Annotated in this window: 19 protein-coding genes; 3 read left to right on the forward strand and 16 right to left on the reverse strand. The window is 43.4% G+C overall.

Annotated features, from left to right (window positions below; genetic code table 11):
* The 9 genes from ACHZC4_RS11730 to rplU form a co-directional block, all read right to left on the reverse strand.
* On the reverse strand, positions 1-300 hold a 300-nt coding region (locus ACHZC4_RS11730; RefSeq protein WP_394754041.1), incomplete at its 3' end, for a F0F1 ATP synthase subunit B.
* A gap of 38 nt (positions 301-338) precedes the next feature.
* On the reverse strand, positions 339-626 hold the full coding sequence (gene atpE, locus ACHZC4_RS11735) for a F0F1 ATP synthase subunit C (protein ID WP_394754042.1): 288 nt from the start codon (positions 624-626) through the stop codon (positions 339-341).
* Between the two features lie 39 nt (positions 627-665).
* A complete protein-coding gene (gene atpB / locus ACHZC4_RS11740; protein ID WP_394754043.1) occupies positions 666-1,442 on the reverse strand; it encodes a F0F1 ATP synthase subunit A in 777 nt (258 codons plus the stop codon).
* Between the two features lie 28 nt (positions 1,443-1,470).
* Positions 1,471-1,830, reverse strand: coding sequence for an ATP synthase subunit I (locus tag ACHZC4_RS11745; RefSeq protein WP_394754044.1), 360 nt, complete (start codon positions 1,828-1,830; stop codon positions 1,471-1,473).
* Positions 1,831-1,998: 168 nt separating this feature from the next.
* Entirely contained in the window at positions 1,999-2,589 is a 591-nt protein-coding gene (locus ACHZC4_RS11750) for a DUF502 domain-containing protein (protein ID WP_394754045.1), read from the reverse strand.
* A gap of 304 nt (positions 2,590-2,893) precedes the next feature.
* Positions 2,894-4,015: a glutamate 5-kinase gene (gene proB / locus ACHZC4_RS11755; RefSeq protein WP_394754046.1), complete on the reverse strand. Its 1,122-nt coding sequence runs from the start codon at positions 4,013-4,015 to the stop codon at positions 2,894-2,896.
* Complete coding sequence (cgtA, locus tag ACHZC4_RS11760) at positions 4,002-5,036, reverse strand: Obg family GTPase CgtA (RefSeq protein ID WP_394754047.1); 1,035 nt, start codon at positions 5,034-5,036, stop codon at positions 4,002-4,004. The genes proB and cgtA overlap by 14 nt, the downstream gene beginning before the upstream one ends.
* Before the next feature lie 129 nt (positions 5,037-5,165).
* The gene (rpmA, locus tag ACHZC4_RS11765; protein ID WP_394754048.1) at positions 5,166-5,426 is read right to left on the reverse strand and encodes a 50S ribosomal protein L27; all 261 of its coding nucleotides are present in this window, start codon (positions 5,424-5,426) and stop codon (positions 5,166-5,168) included.
* A 17-nt stretch (positions 5,427-5,443) separates the two neighbouring features.
* Positions 5,444-5,755, reverse strand: a complete 312-nt coding sequence (gene rplU, locus ACHZC4_RS11770) for a 50S ribosomal protein L21 (RefSeq protein WP_394754049.1) — start codon at positions 5,753-5,755, stop codon at positions 5,444-5,446.
* Between the two features lie 259 nt (positions 5,756-6,014).
* On the opposite strand from rplU, the gene ispB reads away from it, so the two are divergent.
* The gene (ispB, locus tag ACHZC4_RS11775; RefSeq protein ID WP_394754050.1) at positions 6,015-7,022 is read left to right on the forward strand and encodes an octaprenyl diphosphate synthase; all 1,008 of its coding nucleotides are present in this window, start codon (positions 6,015-6,017) and stop codon (positions 7,020-7,022) included.
* A gap of 65 nt (positions 7,023-7,087) precedes the next feature.
* Here ispB and recD read toward each other — a convergent pair whose 3' ends face one another.
* The 3 genes from recD to ACHZC4_RS11790 form a co-directional block, all read right to left on the reverse strand.
* A complete protein-coding gene (recD, locus tag ACHZC4_RS11780) occupies positions 7,088-8,731 on the reverse strand; it encodes an exodeoxyribonuclease V subunit alpha (RefSeq protein WP_394754051.1) in 1,644 nt (547 codons plus the stop codon).
* Positions 8,732-8,764: 33 nt separating this feature from the next.
* Complete coding sequence (locus ACHZC4_RS11785; RefSeq protein ID WP_394754052.1) at positions 8,765-9,640, reverse strand: PA4780 family RIO1-like protein kinase; 876 nt, start codon at positions 9,638-9,640, stop codon at positions 8,765-8,767.
* A gap of 83 nt (positions 9,641-9,723) precedes the next feature.
* Positions 9,724-10,938: a TIGR03862 family flavoprotein gene (locus ACHZC4_RS11790; protein WP_394754053.1), complete on the reverse strand. Its 1,215-nt coding sequence runs from the start codon at positions 10,936-10,938 to the stop codon at positions 9,724-9,726.
* A gap of 422 nt (positions 10,939-11,360) precedes the next feature.
* Between ACHZC4_RS11790 and ACHZC4_RS11795 the strand changes: the two genes are divergently transcribed.
* Positions 11,361-11,675, forward strand: coding sequence for a TRL-like family protein (locus ACHZC4_RS11795; RefSeq protein ID WP_394754054.1), 315 nt, complete (start codon positions 11,361-11,363; stop codon positions 11,673-11,675).
* Positions 11,676-11,717: 42 nt separating this feature from the next.
* Entirely contained in the window at positions 11,718-11,831 is a 114-nt protein-coding gene (locus tag ACHZC4_RS11800) for a multicopper oxidase domain-containing protein (RefSeq protein WP_394754055.1), read from the forward strand.
* Between the two features lie 8 nt (positions 11,832-11,839).
* Here ACHZC4_RS11800 and ACHZC4_RS11805 read toward each other — a convergent pair whose 3' ends face one another.
* From ACHZC4_RS11805 to ACHZC4_RS11820, 4 genes are all read right to left on the reverse strand, one after another.
* On the reverse strand, positions 11,840-12,625 hold the full coding sequence (locus tag ACHZC4_RS11805; protein ID WP_394754056.1) for a zinc-dependent peptidase: 786 nt from the start codon (positions 12,623-12,625) through the stop codon (positions 11,840-11,842).
* Between the two features lie 33 nt (positions 12,626-12,658).
* Complete coding sequence (locus tag ACHZC4_RS11810) at positions 12,659-12,889, reverse strand: hypothetical protein (RefSeq protein WP_394754057.1); 231 nt, start codon at positions 12,887-12,889, stop codon at positions 12,659-12,661.
* A 98-nt stretch (positions 12,890-12,987) separates the two neighbouring features.
* Entirely contained in the window at positions 12,988-13,440 is a 453-nt protein-coding gene (locus ACHZC4_RS11815) for a TerB family tellurite resistance protein (protein WP_394754058.1), read from the reverse strand.
* A 194-nt stretch (positions 13,441-13,634) separates the two neighbouring features.
* Entirely contained in the window at positions 13,635-13,856 is a 222-nt protein-coding gene (locus ACHZC4_RS11820) for a hypothetical protein (RefSeq protein WP_394754059.1), read from the reverse strand.
* Positions 13,857-13,955 lie beyond the last annotated feature (99 nt).

A 13,955-nucleotide genomic window follows, 5' to 3' on the forward strand; every position in this document is an offset into this window, starting at 1 on the left:
ACGCTCGCCTTCTTTTTTAGCGACATCTTTTGATTCTTCAATCAGTTCATTAGCACGTTTCTGAGCCAGGGTAACAATCTCTGAAGATTGTTCTTTAGCTTCTTTCAAAACACCCTTGGCTCTTTTCTCAGCCAAAAGAATTTCTTCCTGACCTTTTTCAGCGGCAGCTAAACCATCGGCAATTTTCTTTTTACGTTCTTCTAAAGAGTCAAATAAAGGAGGCCAAATGTACTTCATGGTAAACCATACCAGAAGTGCAAAGGTAATCATTTGCCCAATCAGGGTAGCATTGATACTCACGACGCGTTCCTTTTGTTGCTATTAAAGATAAACAGCTCTTAGCCTGCTGTTGCAGCGGTGACAGCTGACAAGAACGGGTTTGCAAAGGTGAAGAACAACGCCAAACCCACACCGATCATGGTGACCGCGTCTAACAGACCTGCAACAACGAACATTTTGACTTGCAACATAGGCACCATTTCAGGTTGACGCGCCGCGCCTTCCAAAAACTTGCCACCTAACAGACCGAAACCGATAGCGGTTCCTAAAGCGCCCATACCCAAAATCAAACCGACTGCGATAGCGGTCATACCTTGCACATCAGCGATTAAAGCTGCGATTTCCATGATACCTCCAAAGGTACTCTAAATTAAAAAAAAGTTGTGTTAATGATGCTCGTGCGCCATGCTCAGGTAAACAACTGTCAATACCATAAAGATGAACGCTTGCAGCGTAATAATCAAAATATGAAAAATTGCCCAGGGGAAACTCAGCAACGGCTGAAGATAACTTGGCAATAAGGCGATCAAAATAAAAATCAATTCGCCCGCATACAGGTTACCAAATAACCGCAATGCCAGTGAAATAGGTTTGGCAATTTCTTCAACCAATTTTAACAGCAGGTTGAAAGGCATAAACCACGGGCCAAAAGGCTGTAACAGCAACTCTTTAGCAAAACCGATAGGGCCTTTTATTTTGATACTGTAGAAAATAATTAACGCAAATACCGAGATAGACATGGCGAAAGTCGCGTTCAAATCGGTGCTGGGTACAGAGCGTAAATACGGAATACCCATGACGGCGCCAATACTCGGCAAAATATCCACAGGGAACAAATCCATAAAATTCCACAGGAATACCCAGCAAAATATGGTCAAGGCCAGCGGTGCAATTAACTTGCTGGTACCATGAAAACTGTCTTTTACCTGAGTGTCGACGAATTCAATCATCATTTCGACAAAATTTTGTGCCAAGCCTGGTACACCAGCGGTGGCCTTATCGGCGGCTGACTTAAAAAACCAGATGAACAATCCACCTAATAACGCTGAAAAAAACAGGGTATCCAGATGTAAAGTCCAAAAACCACTACCTACGCTGAGCGGCGTTAAATGGTGAATTATATAACCGGTTGCCCCTTCTGCGGCATGAGCTTCGGTAGCCATCGTTCCTCTCAAAAAAATAATTACTGTGTTAGCGCATTAATAGCGCAAACCAAAAAACTGACAAAGCTGCTGCATAAGCTGCAAACAGCGGTAAAAGTTGTATGTCTGGAATCTGAAAAATCATTGCAAAAAGTGCGCCGGTCAATAACAGCTTGCCGGACTCCCCTGCATAAAAAGATCTGACGATTTTTCTTGCCTCTTGCCCTGCCGATTTGTAAATACGCAGCGCAAAATATAAGTTTGGGATTATTGCTGCAAGGCCTCCACATAAGGGAGATAACGCCTTTTGCCACCCACCTGCAACGGCAAACCCAAGAGTGATTATTAGTGTTATCAAAACCTGATAACTTAATATTTTAACGACAGTAGAGAATTTTCTATCTGTCACAAACTACTCCAAACACAATAGCTGGCAAATTATAACGAGCAAGCACTATTAAATCAAGGCTGATTACAGAGGAATGCGCCTTGAAATATTGAGCACTAGTCAAGTCACCTTGATATTTCGTGTTTTTAGACGCTAAGTATAAAATAGTTAATTATCCAATATAATACATTACGGCAATTTTTTCACTTCTGCTACCTTGTTAAAGTCCACCCCCACACTGACGATCAGGCTGGTAACTTCTTCAATATTCATTGCCGATTTCACCACTTTTTCTTTATCGACAATCACAGTAAAACCAGAAGTTGGATTGGGCGATGTCGGAATAAACAGCACGTATTTATCTTCAAAACGATTAGTCACGTAAGCGGCCATCCAAACGCCATCTTTTGGATATTCAACGTAAACAATATCTTTAGCAATCTCTTGGTCGCGGGAAGAAAACATGGCGATAACTTTTTTAAGCACACGGTAAATGGTGTTTAAAAATGGAATTCTGTCGATGATATGATCGAATATTGTAATAATCCAAGGCTTGCCTTTTTCAACAATCGTTCGGCCAATAGACACCAAAATAAAAAAACTAACCGTAAAAAACAGCATGGTATAAAGATAGCTGTCCGCATAGCCGTAAACCACACTAAATAAATCAGAGACCATACCTTTTATAAAAATAATAATCTTTAGGATAATAACGATTGGAATAACCGCAAAAATGCCAATCAAAAAATAATTCAGCAGCCTTTTGGTGAATGCGTTCATCTTTTCCTCATATTTTTATTAAAATTTTCATGTATCTGACACAAAATATTGTCGGGCAATTTACATTACTTTACAACCTATTACTTTGTAACTAAACAACTTAAAAACTTATATTTTTATCACTTGCAAAATTTTCAAATGAATAAATTTAAGGCTTTATTAAACCTTAAAATACGTTCAATTTATAGGCAGGATGCTGGCTAACAAAGCTCATAAGTTAACTTGAAGCCGTTTAAACAACGCCTTTTTCACTCTGAACTTAGCGCAGTTGGAACTTATTCAAATTCATTTATATGATTGCAATTTAAATTAACACCATATTGTCGCGATGTATAAGCTCCCTATCATCTAAATAACCCAAAATGCTTTCAAATTCCGAGCTATTTTTACCCGCTATCAACTGAGCCTCTACTTTACTGTAGTTAATTAATCCACGAGCAATTTCTACCCCGGCCTCATCTACACAAGCCACCAATTCGCCGCGTTCAAATTGTCCTAATACGACTTTAACACCTACGGACAACAAACTTTTACCTTCGTTTTTAAGTGCTCGCGCAGCACCACTATCCAGTGTTAATTGGCCTTTAAGTTGTAATTGCCCTGCAAGCCAGCGTTTTCTGGAGACTAAAGGCTCTGCATCCGGTAAAAAATGTGTGCCTAGATTTTCACCAGCGAGCACTTTTTTGATAACATCATCGACAATACCGGCCGCAACAATGGTCGCTGCGCCTGATCGAGAAGCGAGACGCGCCGCCCGCACCTTGGTGTACATGCCGCCACGCCCAAGTCCGCTACGACTTTCTCCTGCCATACTTTCTAAACGGGTATCGTTAACACTAATTTCAGAAATTAAAGTAGCATCGGGGTTTACACTGGGATCACTGGTAAATAAGCCTTTTTGGTCGGTCAGGATAATCAGTAAATCCGCTTCAATTAAATTGGCGACCAACGCTGCGAGGGTATCATTATCACCGAAACGAATTTCTTCGGTAGCAACCGTATCATTTTCATTAATAATTGGTACTGCACCAAAATTAATCAGTGTTAACAAGGTACTGCGGGCGTTTAAATAACGTTTCCGGTTGGATAAGTCATCGTGGGTAAGCAAAATTTGCGCGGCGTGCAGATCATGTTGCTGAAAATTATCATCAAAAACCCGCACCAAACCCATTTGACCAATAGCAGCGGCAGCTTGCAATTCGTGGAGAGTTTTGGGCCTGACTTTTAAGTTTAATCGGCACATGCCTTCTGCCACTGCACCCGACGACACCAAAACCACATCAATGCCTTGCAGTTTTAACCCAGCCATTTGCTTAACCCAAGCGGCGATAGCAATTTTGTCCAGCCCTTGACCCCCACAAGTAAGTAAGGAGCTGCCTATTTTTATGACGACACGTTTAGTGTTTACAAATTCAGACCGGCTCATGGACTTTTTGTCGTTGTTGCTCTAAAAACTCCATAATGGCATAGCTTAATTCTTTGGTGCCTTCACCGTTGATAGCAGAAATTCTAAATACCGGCTGTTGCCAATTCAACGCGTCGATAATTTCTTGGCATTGCTCATCGGCTTCGTCTTCCAAAAGCTGATCTATTTTGTTGAGCACCAACCAGCGTGGCTTGGTGGCCAGATCAACACTCCATTTTTCCACTTCGCAAATGATTTTTTGCGCAGCTTGCACCGGCGTTACATCGCTGCCATACGGCGCAATGTCGATAACATGCAGCAACAAGCCGGTGCGTGCCAGATGCTTAAGGAACTGCAAGCCAAGGCCAGCACCTTCTGCAGCGCCTTCTATGACCCCTGGAATGTCGGCAATCACAAAGCTGCGCATATCGTCGACACGTACCACCCCTAAATTAGGATACAAGGTAGTAAACGGGTAGTCGGCAACTTTGGGGGTAGCTGAGGACACCGCTCTAATCAAGCTGGATTTGCCTGCATTAGGCATACCCAGCAGACCGACATCGGCAATCAAGGTCAGCTCGAGATTAAGCATCCGATGTTCGCCAGGTGAGCCTTTGCTGGCCTGCTGTGGCGCACGGTTGATGCTGCTTTTAAAACGGGTGTTGCCAAGGCCATGAAAACCGCCTTGCGCAACCAATAAAGTCTGGCCTGTTTCGGTCAAATCACCAATAATTTCCTGGGTTTCGGCATCGGAAACTTGTGTGCCCAAAGGGACGGGAACAAAGCAATCATCGCCTTTTCTGCCGGTGCAATTGCGCCCCATGCCTTTTTGCCCAGGTTGGGCGCGGTGTACGGTATGGTAACGAAAATCGACCAAGGTATTGATATTTTCAACAGCAATCAAATAAACACTGCCGCCGTCCCCACCATCACCACCGTCCGGACCACCCATAGGGATATATTTTTCGCGCCGAAAACCTACTGCGCCATTGCCGCCATTGCCGGCTTCGACGCGTACTTCTGTTTCGTCAACAAATTTCATAGTTTACACGCTGAGTTAATACGAGATAAGACTGGATCGATAATAACAAAAAAGCCCCGCCGTTTACAACAAGGCGAGGCTTTTGGATGCGGCTAGCTTTGCGCTGTAGGCAAAGCCAAGCCAGTTGCTTTAGGCTGCGGCAACTATACTGACATACTTACGACTATTGGGGCCTTTAACTTCAAAGACCACTTTGCCATGCGCTGTTGCAAACAAAGTATGATCCTTGCCGATACCTACGTTAGTGCCGGGGTGAAAATGCGTACCACGTTGGCGAACAATAATGTTGCCCGCAATGACATTTTCACCGCCAAAACGCTTAACACCCAATCGCTTAGCATTGGAGTCGCGCCCGTTACGGGTACTACCACCAGCTTTTTTATGAGCCATCTGTCACTCCTAATTGGTTAAGCAGAAATGCCAGTAATCTGGATTTCTGTGTAAGATTGACGATGCCCCATTTGTTTCATGTGGTGCTTACGCCGTCTAAATTTAATAATTTTGATTTTCTTATGTCTGCCTTGCGAAAGCACGGTAGCTGTTACCTTGCCGCCCTCAAGAAAAGGCATGCCGATTTTGACTGCGTCGTCTGTTTGAATCATCAGCACTTTGTCAAATTCAACGCTAGCGCCCTCTTCGAGCTCCAGCTTTTCTATTTTTAAATAAGTACCTTCTTCGACGCGGTACTGTTTACCACCTGTTTGAATTACCGCATACATCCGAGCAAGCTCCATCAAGCATTAATCTGTGAAATAACTGAACAGACGATTATATTTTTAAAGACCGCACAAGTCAAACATAAGTTTTGTTCCATTTAAAAGGCTGGATTGTAATAATAAAAACGCACTACTCACACTACCCATAGATTAGCGAATAGCATCACCGATTAAGCCTCTGTTCAGGTATAATAGCGTAGTCACTTTATATTTCATAGATTATTATCATGAAAACAACACAAATTCACTTACTTAGCCTCAAATGATGGTATCGCAACTACATTCCACATCCGTATCTATCATCAATTTTGATTCTATAAAGAACCTAACAAGCATTGAAACCAAAGCAGTCGATCAGCTGATTATTGATGAATTAAGTTCAGATGTCGTACTCATTAACCAGATGGGGCATTATATTGTAGGCAACGGTGGCAAACGTTTGCGGCCTATGCTGTTATTACTGGCGGCTAAGGCATTAGGGGGCACAACTCCCAGCCACTTAATATTAGCAGCCGTTATCGAATTTATTCACACAGCAACCTTGCTACATGATGACGTTGTCGATGAGTCTGATTTAAGGCGCGGCAAAGAATCGGCTAACGCAGTTTGGGGCAATGCCGCCAGTGTTTTAGTCGGCGATTACCTGTATTCCAGGGCCTTTGAAATGATGGTGCGCACCGGCAATATGCGGGTAATGGAGATTTTATCCAAGACCACGACTGCTATTGCCGAGGGTGAAGTGTTACAGCTACTGAACTGCAATAACCCAGAAACTACCGAAGAAAAATATCTGGAAGTGATTGCCAGAAAAACGGCGATTTTATTTAGCGCGGCAACACGGTTAAGTGCAATTATCTCGGGCGCTTCGGCACAAGTGGAAGCAGGTTTAGCGGAATATGGCCAGCATTTAGGTATTGCATTCCAATTGATTGACGATGCGCTGGACTATAAAGCAAGCCAGGAAGATTTAGGTAAAAACTTGGGTGATGACTTGTCCGAAGGCAAGCCAACGCTACCTTTAATCCGCGCCATCCAAAAGGGCAGCGCTAGCGAAGCCAAAGTTATTATTGATGCCATTAAAAACGGTGACCGTAATGCGTTTAATGCAGTTTATGCCATAGTACAAAGTACACATGCCATTACCTACACCGAGCAACGCGCCGACCAAGAGGCTGAAAAGGCTATTAAGGCGCTTGATGTGCTAGAGGATTCCGAATTTAAAGCCGCATTGATTATGTTAGCCAAGTTTTCTGTGCAGCGTAATTACTGAGCCCTGAAAACCGCCCAATGTAAAATAAAACACTGATTTAAATGGGTTTAAAAATTTATTACCCATCACATTTGTGTTTTATCTCTCCAAATGGCTTCTTTAAATTTATCAATCAAGCCAGTTACACGTTCAATTTTTTGCGTTACTGTGGCTGCAAAAATAACGTTGCTTGTCGCAAGCTTAATAGTTTCTTTCGCACGGGTTATGCCTGTGTACAGCAGTTCTTTAGTCAGCACTGGGTTTATAGTATCGGGCAGCACCAGCAATACGTTTTCAAATTCAGAACCTTGGCTTTTATGAATCGTCATCGCAAACACGGTCTCACACTGCGGTAAACGTGACGGCAAATGTTTTTTGATTTGGCCATTGGCATCCTGAAAAAACACCATCAGCTTATTATGCTGTTCTTTATCGGGCAAGCACAAACCAATATCCCCGTTATAAAGATGCAGTGCAGCATTGTTCTGCGTAACCATCACTGGACGGCCTGCATACCATTGCCCCGCTAAATAGATGTGTTTTTGGGCAAATAATTTTTGCTCAACCCGATAATTAATATCGCTAACACCTTTTTTACCTTGATGGTTTGAGCACAGCACCTGAAAGCGATTAAAGGCATGATAAATATCCGTAAAATTCGCCCCACGTTTAACCAGCGATAAATACGGTATTTGCTGTTCTGCAATGTAACTGATTAAATCCGACGATAATAGCGAAACTATTGCATTCTCCGTGTGCAGACATTGCCACGCAATTTCCGGTTGCTGCTGATTAACGGCGACGGCAAATTCTTTAATAATGCCGCCAAAACGGTGGGATTTTTTCAGCTCAAGTGTATGCAATGGCAAAGCGGCGGTTAAATCAGTCAGCACTGCACCCGACTCTACCGATGCCAGTTGATCTTGGTCACCCAGTAAAATCAACCGCGCCCCCACTTTTAAAGCATCCAGTAGCTTGCTCATTAAGGCCAAATCAACCATGGATGCTTCGTCTACAACAACCAAATCATGCGCCAAAGGATTATCCGCATCATGACGAAAATACGGTGAGGGTGGTTTTGCACCTAGTAAGCGATGTAGTGTGGTGACGGTTTCTGGAATCAGCTGCCTTATTGCATCCGTGCAAGGCAAAGCGGTTTTATTTGCCCCAATAGATTCTTGCAGGCGCATGGCGGCTTTGCCAGTAGGTGCTGCAAGGGCAATATACAGCGGGCGGTCGGCCAGCTCTTGTAACAGGGCAAGAATTTTAACCACAGTAGTGGTTTTACCGGTGCCAGGCCCGCCAGTAATAATGCTAAACGATTGCGTTACGGCTATTTTTGCGGCTTCCCGTTGCCAATCCGCTTCTTCTGACGGTGTAAAGTAACGATTAAGTGCCGCCTCTAATTGCAAAGGCGGCTGACTTGTATGCGTCATGCCCTGGATTTTTTGCACTAACCGGTTTTCATAATTCCAATACCGGTGTAAATACAGCCGATCTTGCTCAACAATCAAAGGTAATGTGTTTGACTGATCGGCTAATCCGGCCAGTCCAGACGCTAATGCTAAAGCCTTAAGCTCGTCATTGATACGAATGCAGTTATGGCCTTGAGTTTGATGGCAAGAAACAAGCTTAAGCAATTCTTCAAAGGCAAATTGCTGGCTCCCGATCAAATCTGAACGTTGACTCAGAAAGCGTGCAAAAGCATTATCCAGTCGACTAAAAGACATTACATTTTTCAAGCCATGTGTCATGAATGCAGCTTAATCAGGTGGCCTTTTATTAGGATTCGGTTGCGTTGGATTTAAACGCTCTTTACGCAGCATCGCTTCTTCACGCACATCGTTGATTTCACGCATAATGCTTTTGACATCGGCTTTTTTAGTGCTGCTTTTGAAGATACCTGTCAGCTCAACATCGGGATGCAAACTACCTGATTCATAGAGCTTCCAGATTTCTTTACCGTACTGTGTGGTAAGCAAAGTGGGCGCAAAGCGGCCAAAGTAAGCCGCAAGATTATCAACATCGCGCTCTAACATTCTGGCCGCATTGTTATTAGCGGCCGCATCAACTGCCTGTGGCAAATCAATAATTACCGGCCCGTGCGAGTCAACCAGTATATTATATTCAGAAAGGTCGCCGTGAATAATGCCGGTACACAGCATCTTTACGACTTCGGTAACTAGAATTTTATGATATTCAAGTGCCTGCTCAGGCGTTAATTCCAAATCGTTAAGTCTAGGCGCGGCAGCGCCGTTGGCGTCGGTAATAAGCTCCATTAACAACACGCCTTCAATAAAATTGTAAGGCCGTGGCACACGTACATCGACCGCAGCAAGGCGATAAAGCGCATCTACTTCTGCCGTTTGCCACGCTTCTTCTTGTTGTTTTCGACCATAGCTGGTGCTTTTTTCCATAGCCCGTGCTTGACGGCTGTTGCGTACTTTTCGACCTTCCTGATAAAGCGCTTGTTTATGAAAGCCACGCTTGTTAGCTTCTTTGTAGACTTTAGCGCAGCGGATTTCGCCCTCCGACAAAACCACATAAACTTCGGCTTCTTTGCCGCTCTTCAATGGACGTATCACTTCAGTAATCAGTCCATCTCGCACCAACGGCTCCATTCTTTTTGGTGTTTTCATCGTGCTTTTACCCGCGGTATTAATGTCGCTGAAAGCTGTAAAAGTTTTGCTAGGGGCATTTTTCTTTCCTAGATTGTTAAGTGTTATTGCAATTGTAACCATGACAATGCGCCCAAACCTGCGGCACGTCCGGTAGCAAAACAGGCCGTTAATAAATAACCACCTGTCGGTGCCTCCCAATCCAGCATTTCGCCAGCGCAAAAAACTCCAGGCAGAGCGCGTATCATGAGTTGTTTATCCAAGCCTGCAAAGTTTACACCGCCTGCAGTGCTAATGGCTTCATCGATAGGACGGGTGGCAACCAGTGATATCGGTAGTTTTTTAAGGGTCGTGCAAAGCGTAACGACATCATCAAAATTGACACCGGTTTCGCGTAGCAAAGCGATTTTGATCGTATCTAAGTGTAGGCGTTTGCGCAGATAATTGCTCAGCGATTGTTTACCGCGCGGCTGTGCAAGCCTGTCGATTAGATACTCCAGGCTTCTGTCCGGTGCTAAGTCGGCGTAGAGAGTTGCAAAACCGTGTAACTCAATTTTCTCACGCGCCACAGCAGACAGTGCGTATATTAAACCGCCTTCCACACCATTTTCAGTAATGATGAATTCTCCAAGTTGATTAAACCCCTCGCCTTCTGGGCAATACACCGCTAAGCGCACGTTTTTTATCGGTTGTCCTGCAAAATGCTCACGAAAATACGCACTCCAATTAACGTTAAAGCCGCAATTTGATGGCTTTAACGCCGCGACATCAACCCCGCGCCCAGTCAATAAGCCAACCCATTCGCCGGTAGAACCCAGTTTTTTCCAGCTACCCCCACCCAAAGCTAAAATGACAGCATCTGCCTGAGCTTTTCGTTCGCCGTCGGGTGTTTGAAAGCATAATTGCGTAGGATCATTTTCATCCCAGCCCTGCCATTGATAACGGCTATGAAATTTAACACCTGCCGTACGTAATCGATGCAACCATGCACGTAATAACGGCGCAGCTTTCATATCTCTGGGGAACACACGGCCAGAAGATCCAATAAAGGTTTCTATACCTAGGTTCTGTGTCCATAGTCGTATGGCATCTGAATTAAAATCGTCAAGCGCGGGCTTCAAGTGAGGCGCATGTATCCCATACCGAGACATAAATGAGTTCAAAGGCTCGGAATGGGTAAGATTCATGCCGCCTTTGCCGGCTAGCAAAAATTTTCGTCCCACCGATGGCATGGCATCATAAACGTCAACCTTAACATGGGCATTGCTCAGCACTTCTGCTGCCATTAAACCGGCAGGCCCACCGCCAATAACGGCCACTGTATACGGTGGGCGCGAGATTTTTGTAACGGATGACTGAATGATTATTACTCTCCCTGTAAAATTGTCGAGTGGCTTGTCTAGCGCGGCATTATATAACGACTAGCTGACATATTAATTTAATTATTTACTAAGTATTGATAACTTAACGCTGCCACAATTAATTTAAACTACTGATTTTTATCATATAATCTTCACATCACCTAGCGCAGTTTTATTGGATTAATTTTAACTCTAAACCGGCTTAAGATATCGCTAAGCAATAAACTGAGTTGCCAACAAGCTAACACACTGTATCTTATGAGAAGTGATAAGATACAGAACACTGAATCTATGTAAAATTTCTTGACTAGGGCAAATAATAACGTACATACTCTGGCCTCTCCATGTGGAGAGACATGAAAACTCAACGAGGATTAATTATGAAAAAAACATTCAGAATTTCAGCGTTAACAGGTATGGTTTTAGGTTTAACAGCTTGCGCATCACCTTATCCGATAGGCTCAATAATGACTGATATTAATTTACCTGTGCAAGTCACCTCTAACGAAGGAATACCTTCAAAAGTGGGGGAAGCGACTTGTCATAGCTACCTGTCCATGGTCTCTACCGGTGATTGCAGCATTGATACCGCGAAAAAGAACGCCAGCATTACCAAAGTTCATCATGTTGATTGGCATGCGCATAACATTTTAGGCTTAATTGGCCACTATAAATTAACGGTTTACGGCGACTAACAGCCAGCGCATAAAAATCCCGTTCAACATAGGCTTATTCAAGTGGGGCGGGATTTGTATAACGCGGCATCAGTCATAAGCAAGTTCGTTTACCATTGCCATATTCTGGGATATGCTGATTACGGCATGATGGCGAATATTGTGGCTAAAAGATAATTACAATATTATTTTGAATCCAGCTGGCGACGCAGCAACGGATTTTGGCGATAATATAGCTGTAATTGCTGGTAAACATCGGCAAAGTTAGCCTGGAGAATTTCCGGTGCGCAGAAAAAATATTCACTTATGACCGCAAAAAATTCCCCAGGGTTGGTGGCTGCATAAGGGTTAATATAGGGGCGGTGGCGATGTTCCACTCGTTTAACCAAGCCTTCATAAGCTGCGCTGAGCGCTGTTGACCACTCCGTTATGATCATGCCCGGCTGTAAAGGCGGGAACCCGTCGGCGGCTCCATTCAACATATCCAGCTTATGGGCAATTTCATGGATCACGACATTGTGGCCGGAGTGTTTGTCCTGCATATCGCGCTCAACATCTTCCCACGATACTATAAGTGGCCCCCGCGACCACGATTCGCCGATCAGTGCCTGTTCGCGATGATGTACAACACCTGCCGCATCTTTTTCGTCTCTGCTAACCCGAAACGCCGCCGGATAAACGATGACCTCTATCCAGCCTAATAAACAGTCAATACCAAACCCAAGCGCTGGCAGACAAGCTTGAACGGCAATAATTAAACACATTAAATCAGTGAGCTGAAATTCCTGAGCGCCGAAAAATTTTTTTTCATATAAAAATAGCGTGCTTAATTCGCGTAAATGCGCTTTTTCAACCGAGGTCATTCCCTGCAAAACAGCCAGTTTTTCAGTCGCTTCCACCCACAGGTCATGTGCGATGGCATGACGGTGCAGAATGTAGCGAATACGTGCGCGCTTAAAAAAAGTCATCATTGATCAAACCTTGTTCTTAATAAGCAAGTCACGTCAGACAATTTCAAAAGAGAAAATCACCGTAATCAATGCCATAGAGACTAATCCCAATAAGAAAACTATTTCTCCCCAACGCTCCAAACTTGCTGTGCATCGTTCTAAACGAATCGATGAAAATGACAATAGTGCGCTAATCATAAACAGGATGCTATCAATCGCTAACGCTTTATCAATTAAATAGTTAACCAACCCTGGCGGTGAAGTTTTAACAATACTGATAACCATGATACAAACCCCAACCATCGTCGCAGAATTGGGCAAAATAGATGGGAAAGATCATTGGAATTACGGTCTCTCATTTAAGGTTTTTCAAATAAATAAGCTTACGCATTCGGTTTTATTTGGTTCTTTGCCATAATAAAGTCAGCATGAGGCACATATAAAAGGTCAGCGATTTTTCGCACCAAGTATTCTTCATTCATATCTAATACACCATCAATAAAAGCAATTTTCCACAGTGATTCAATTAGTTTAATTTTTTGTTCCAAACTGTATTCCTTATTAATTAAGGAGGTAAATTGAAAATAATCAGTCGCTTGCTTTCTTTGCTGTTCAGCTAAGGCCATTAATGAGCTGGCTTGTTCGGCCGTTAAAGAAAAATTTTTCTGAATCAGAGAGAAAATAAGTGCCTGTTCTTTAGGATCAACTTTATCGTCTATGATCATCATTTCCAGAAACAAAGCGACCGCTGCAAGTTGCAACTTTTCTTCTGTAATCTCCGCCGGTTCTGAAAGCGCCAGATGTTGATCAAAAAAAAGTTTGATTTGGTTAAACATTTTGTAACTCCGATTTAGCACTGTTGCTTATGTGGCCTTAAAAACTCGATAAGATTGTCGGTGGCTATATTAATCACCTTCTGTATACCTTGATTATATCCGTTTCCACAATATAATTGATAACCTAAACCAGTCTAACTGAACGTGTCACTTAGATTAATATCTGCTCAACTATTTAGAAAAATCTGAATTTATTAAGCACTAAAGAGCCAATCAATGATGGCCGCCGCCTCTATTTCCCCGCCCATGTCCATCATGGTTTTGATGGCCATTACCATAGTTTCCACGCTGCCTGCCGCGATTATCACCATATCCCCTATAGTTACCGTGATGGCCGTCATTTCCATAATTCCGATTACCATAATGGCCATAGCCATAATCTCTATATCCACCCTGCCCAGGATACCCATAACCATTTTGATATCCTGGTGAACCAGAATATCCCCCATATTGAGCTGAGCGGTGAATACAACCATTCATTAACATAAGGATAAAGATTGCAGCTAGTAAACGAA

Source organism: Crenothrix sp., assembly GCF_043729335.1.
Lineage (GTDB): Bacteria > Pseudomonadota > Gammaproteobacteria > Methylococcales > Methylomonadaceae > Crenothrix.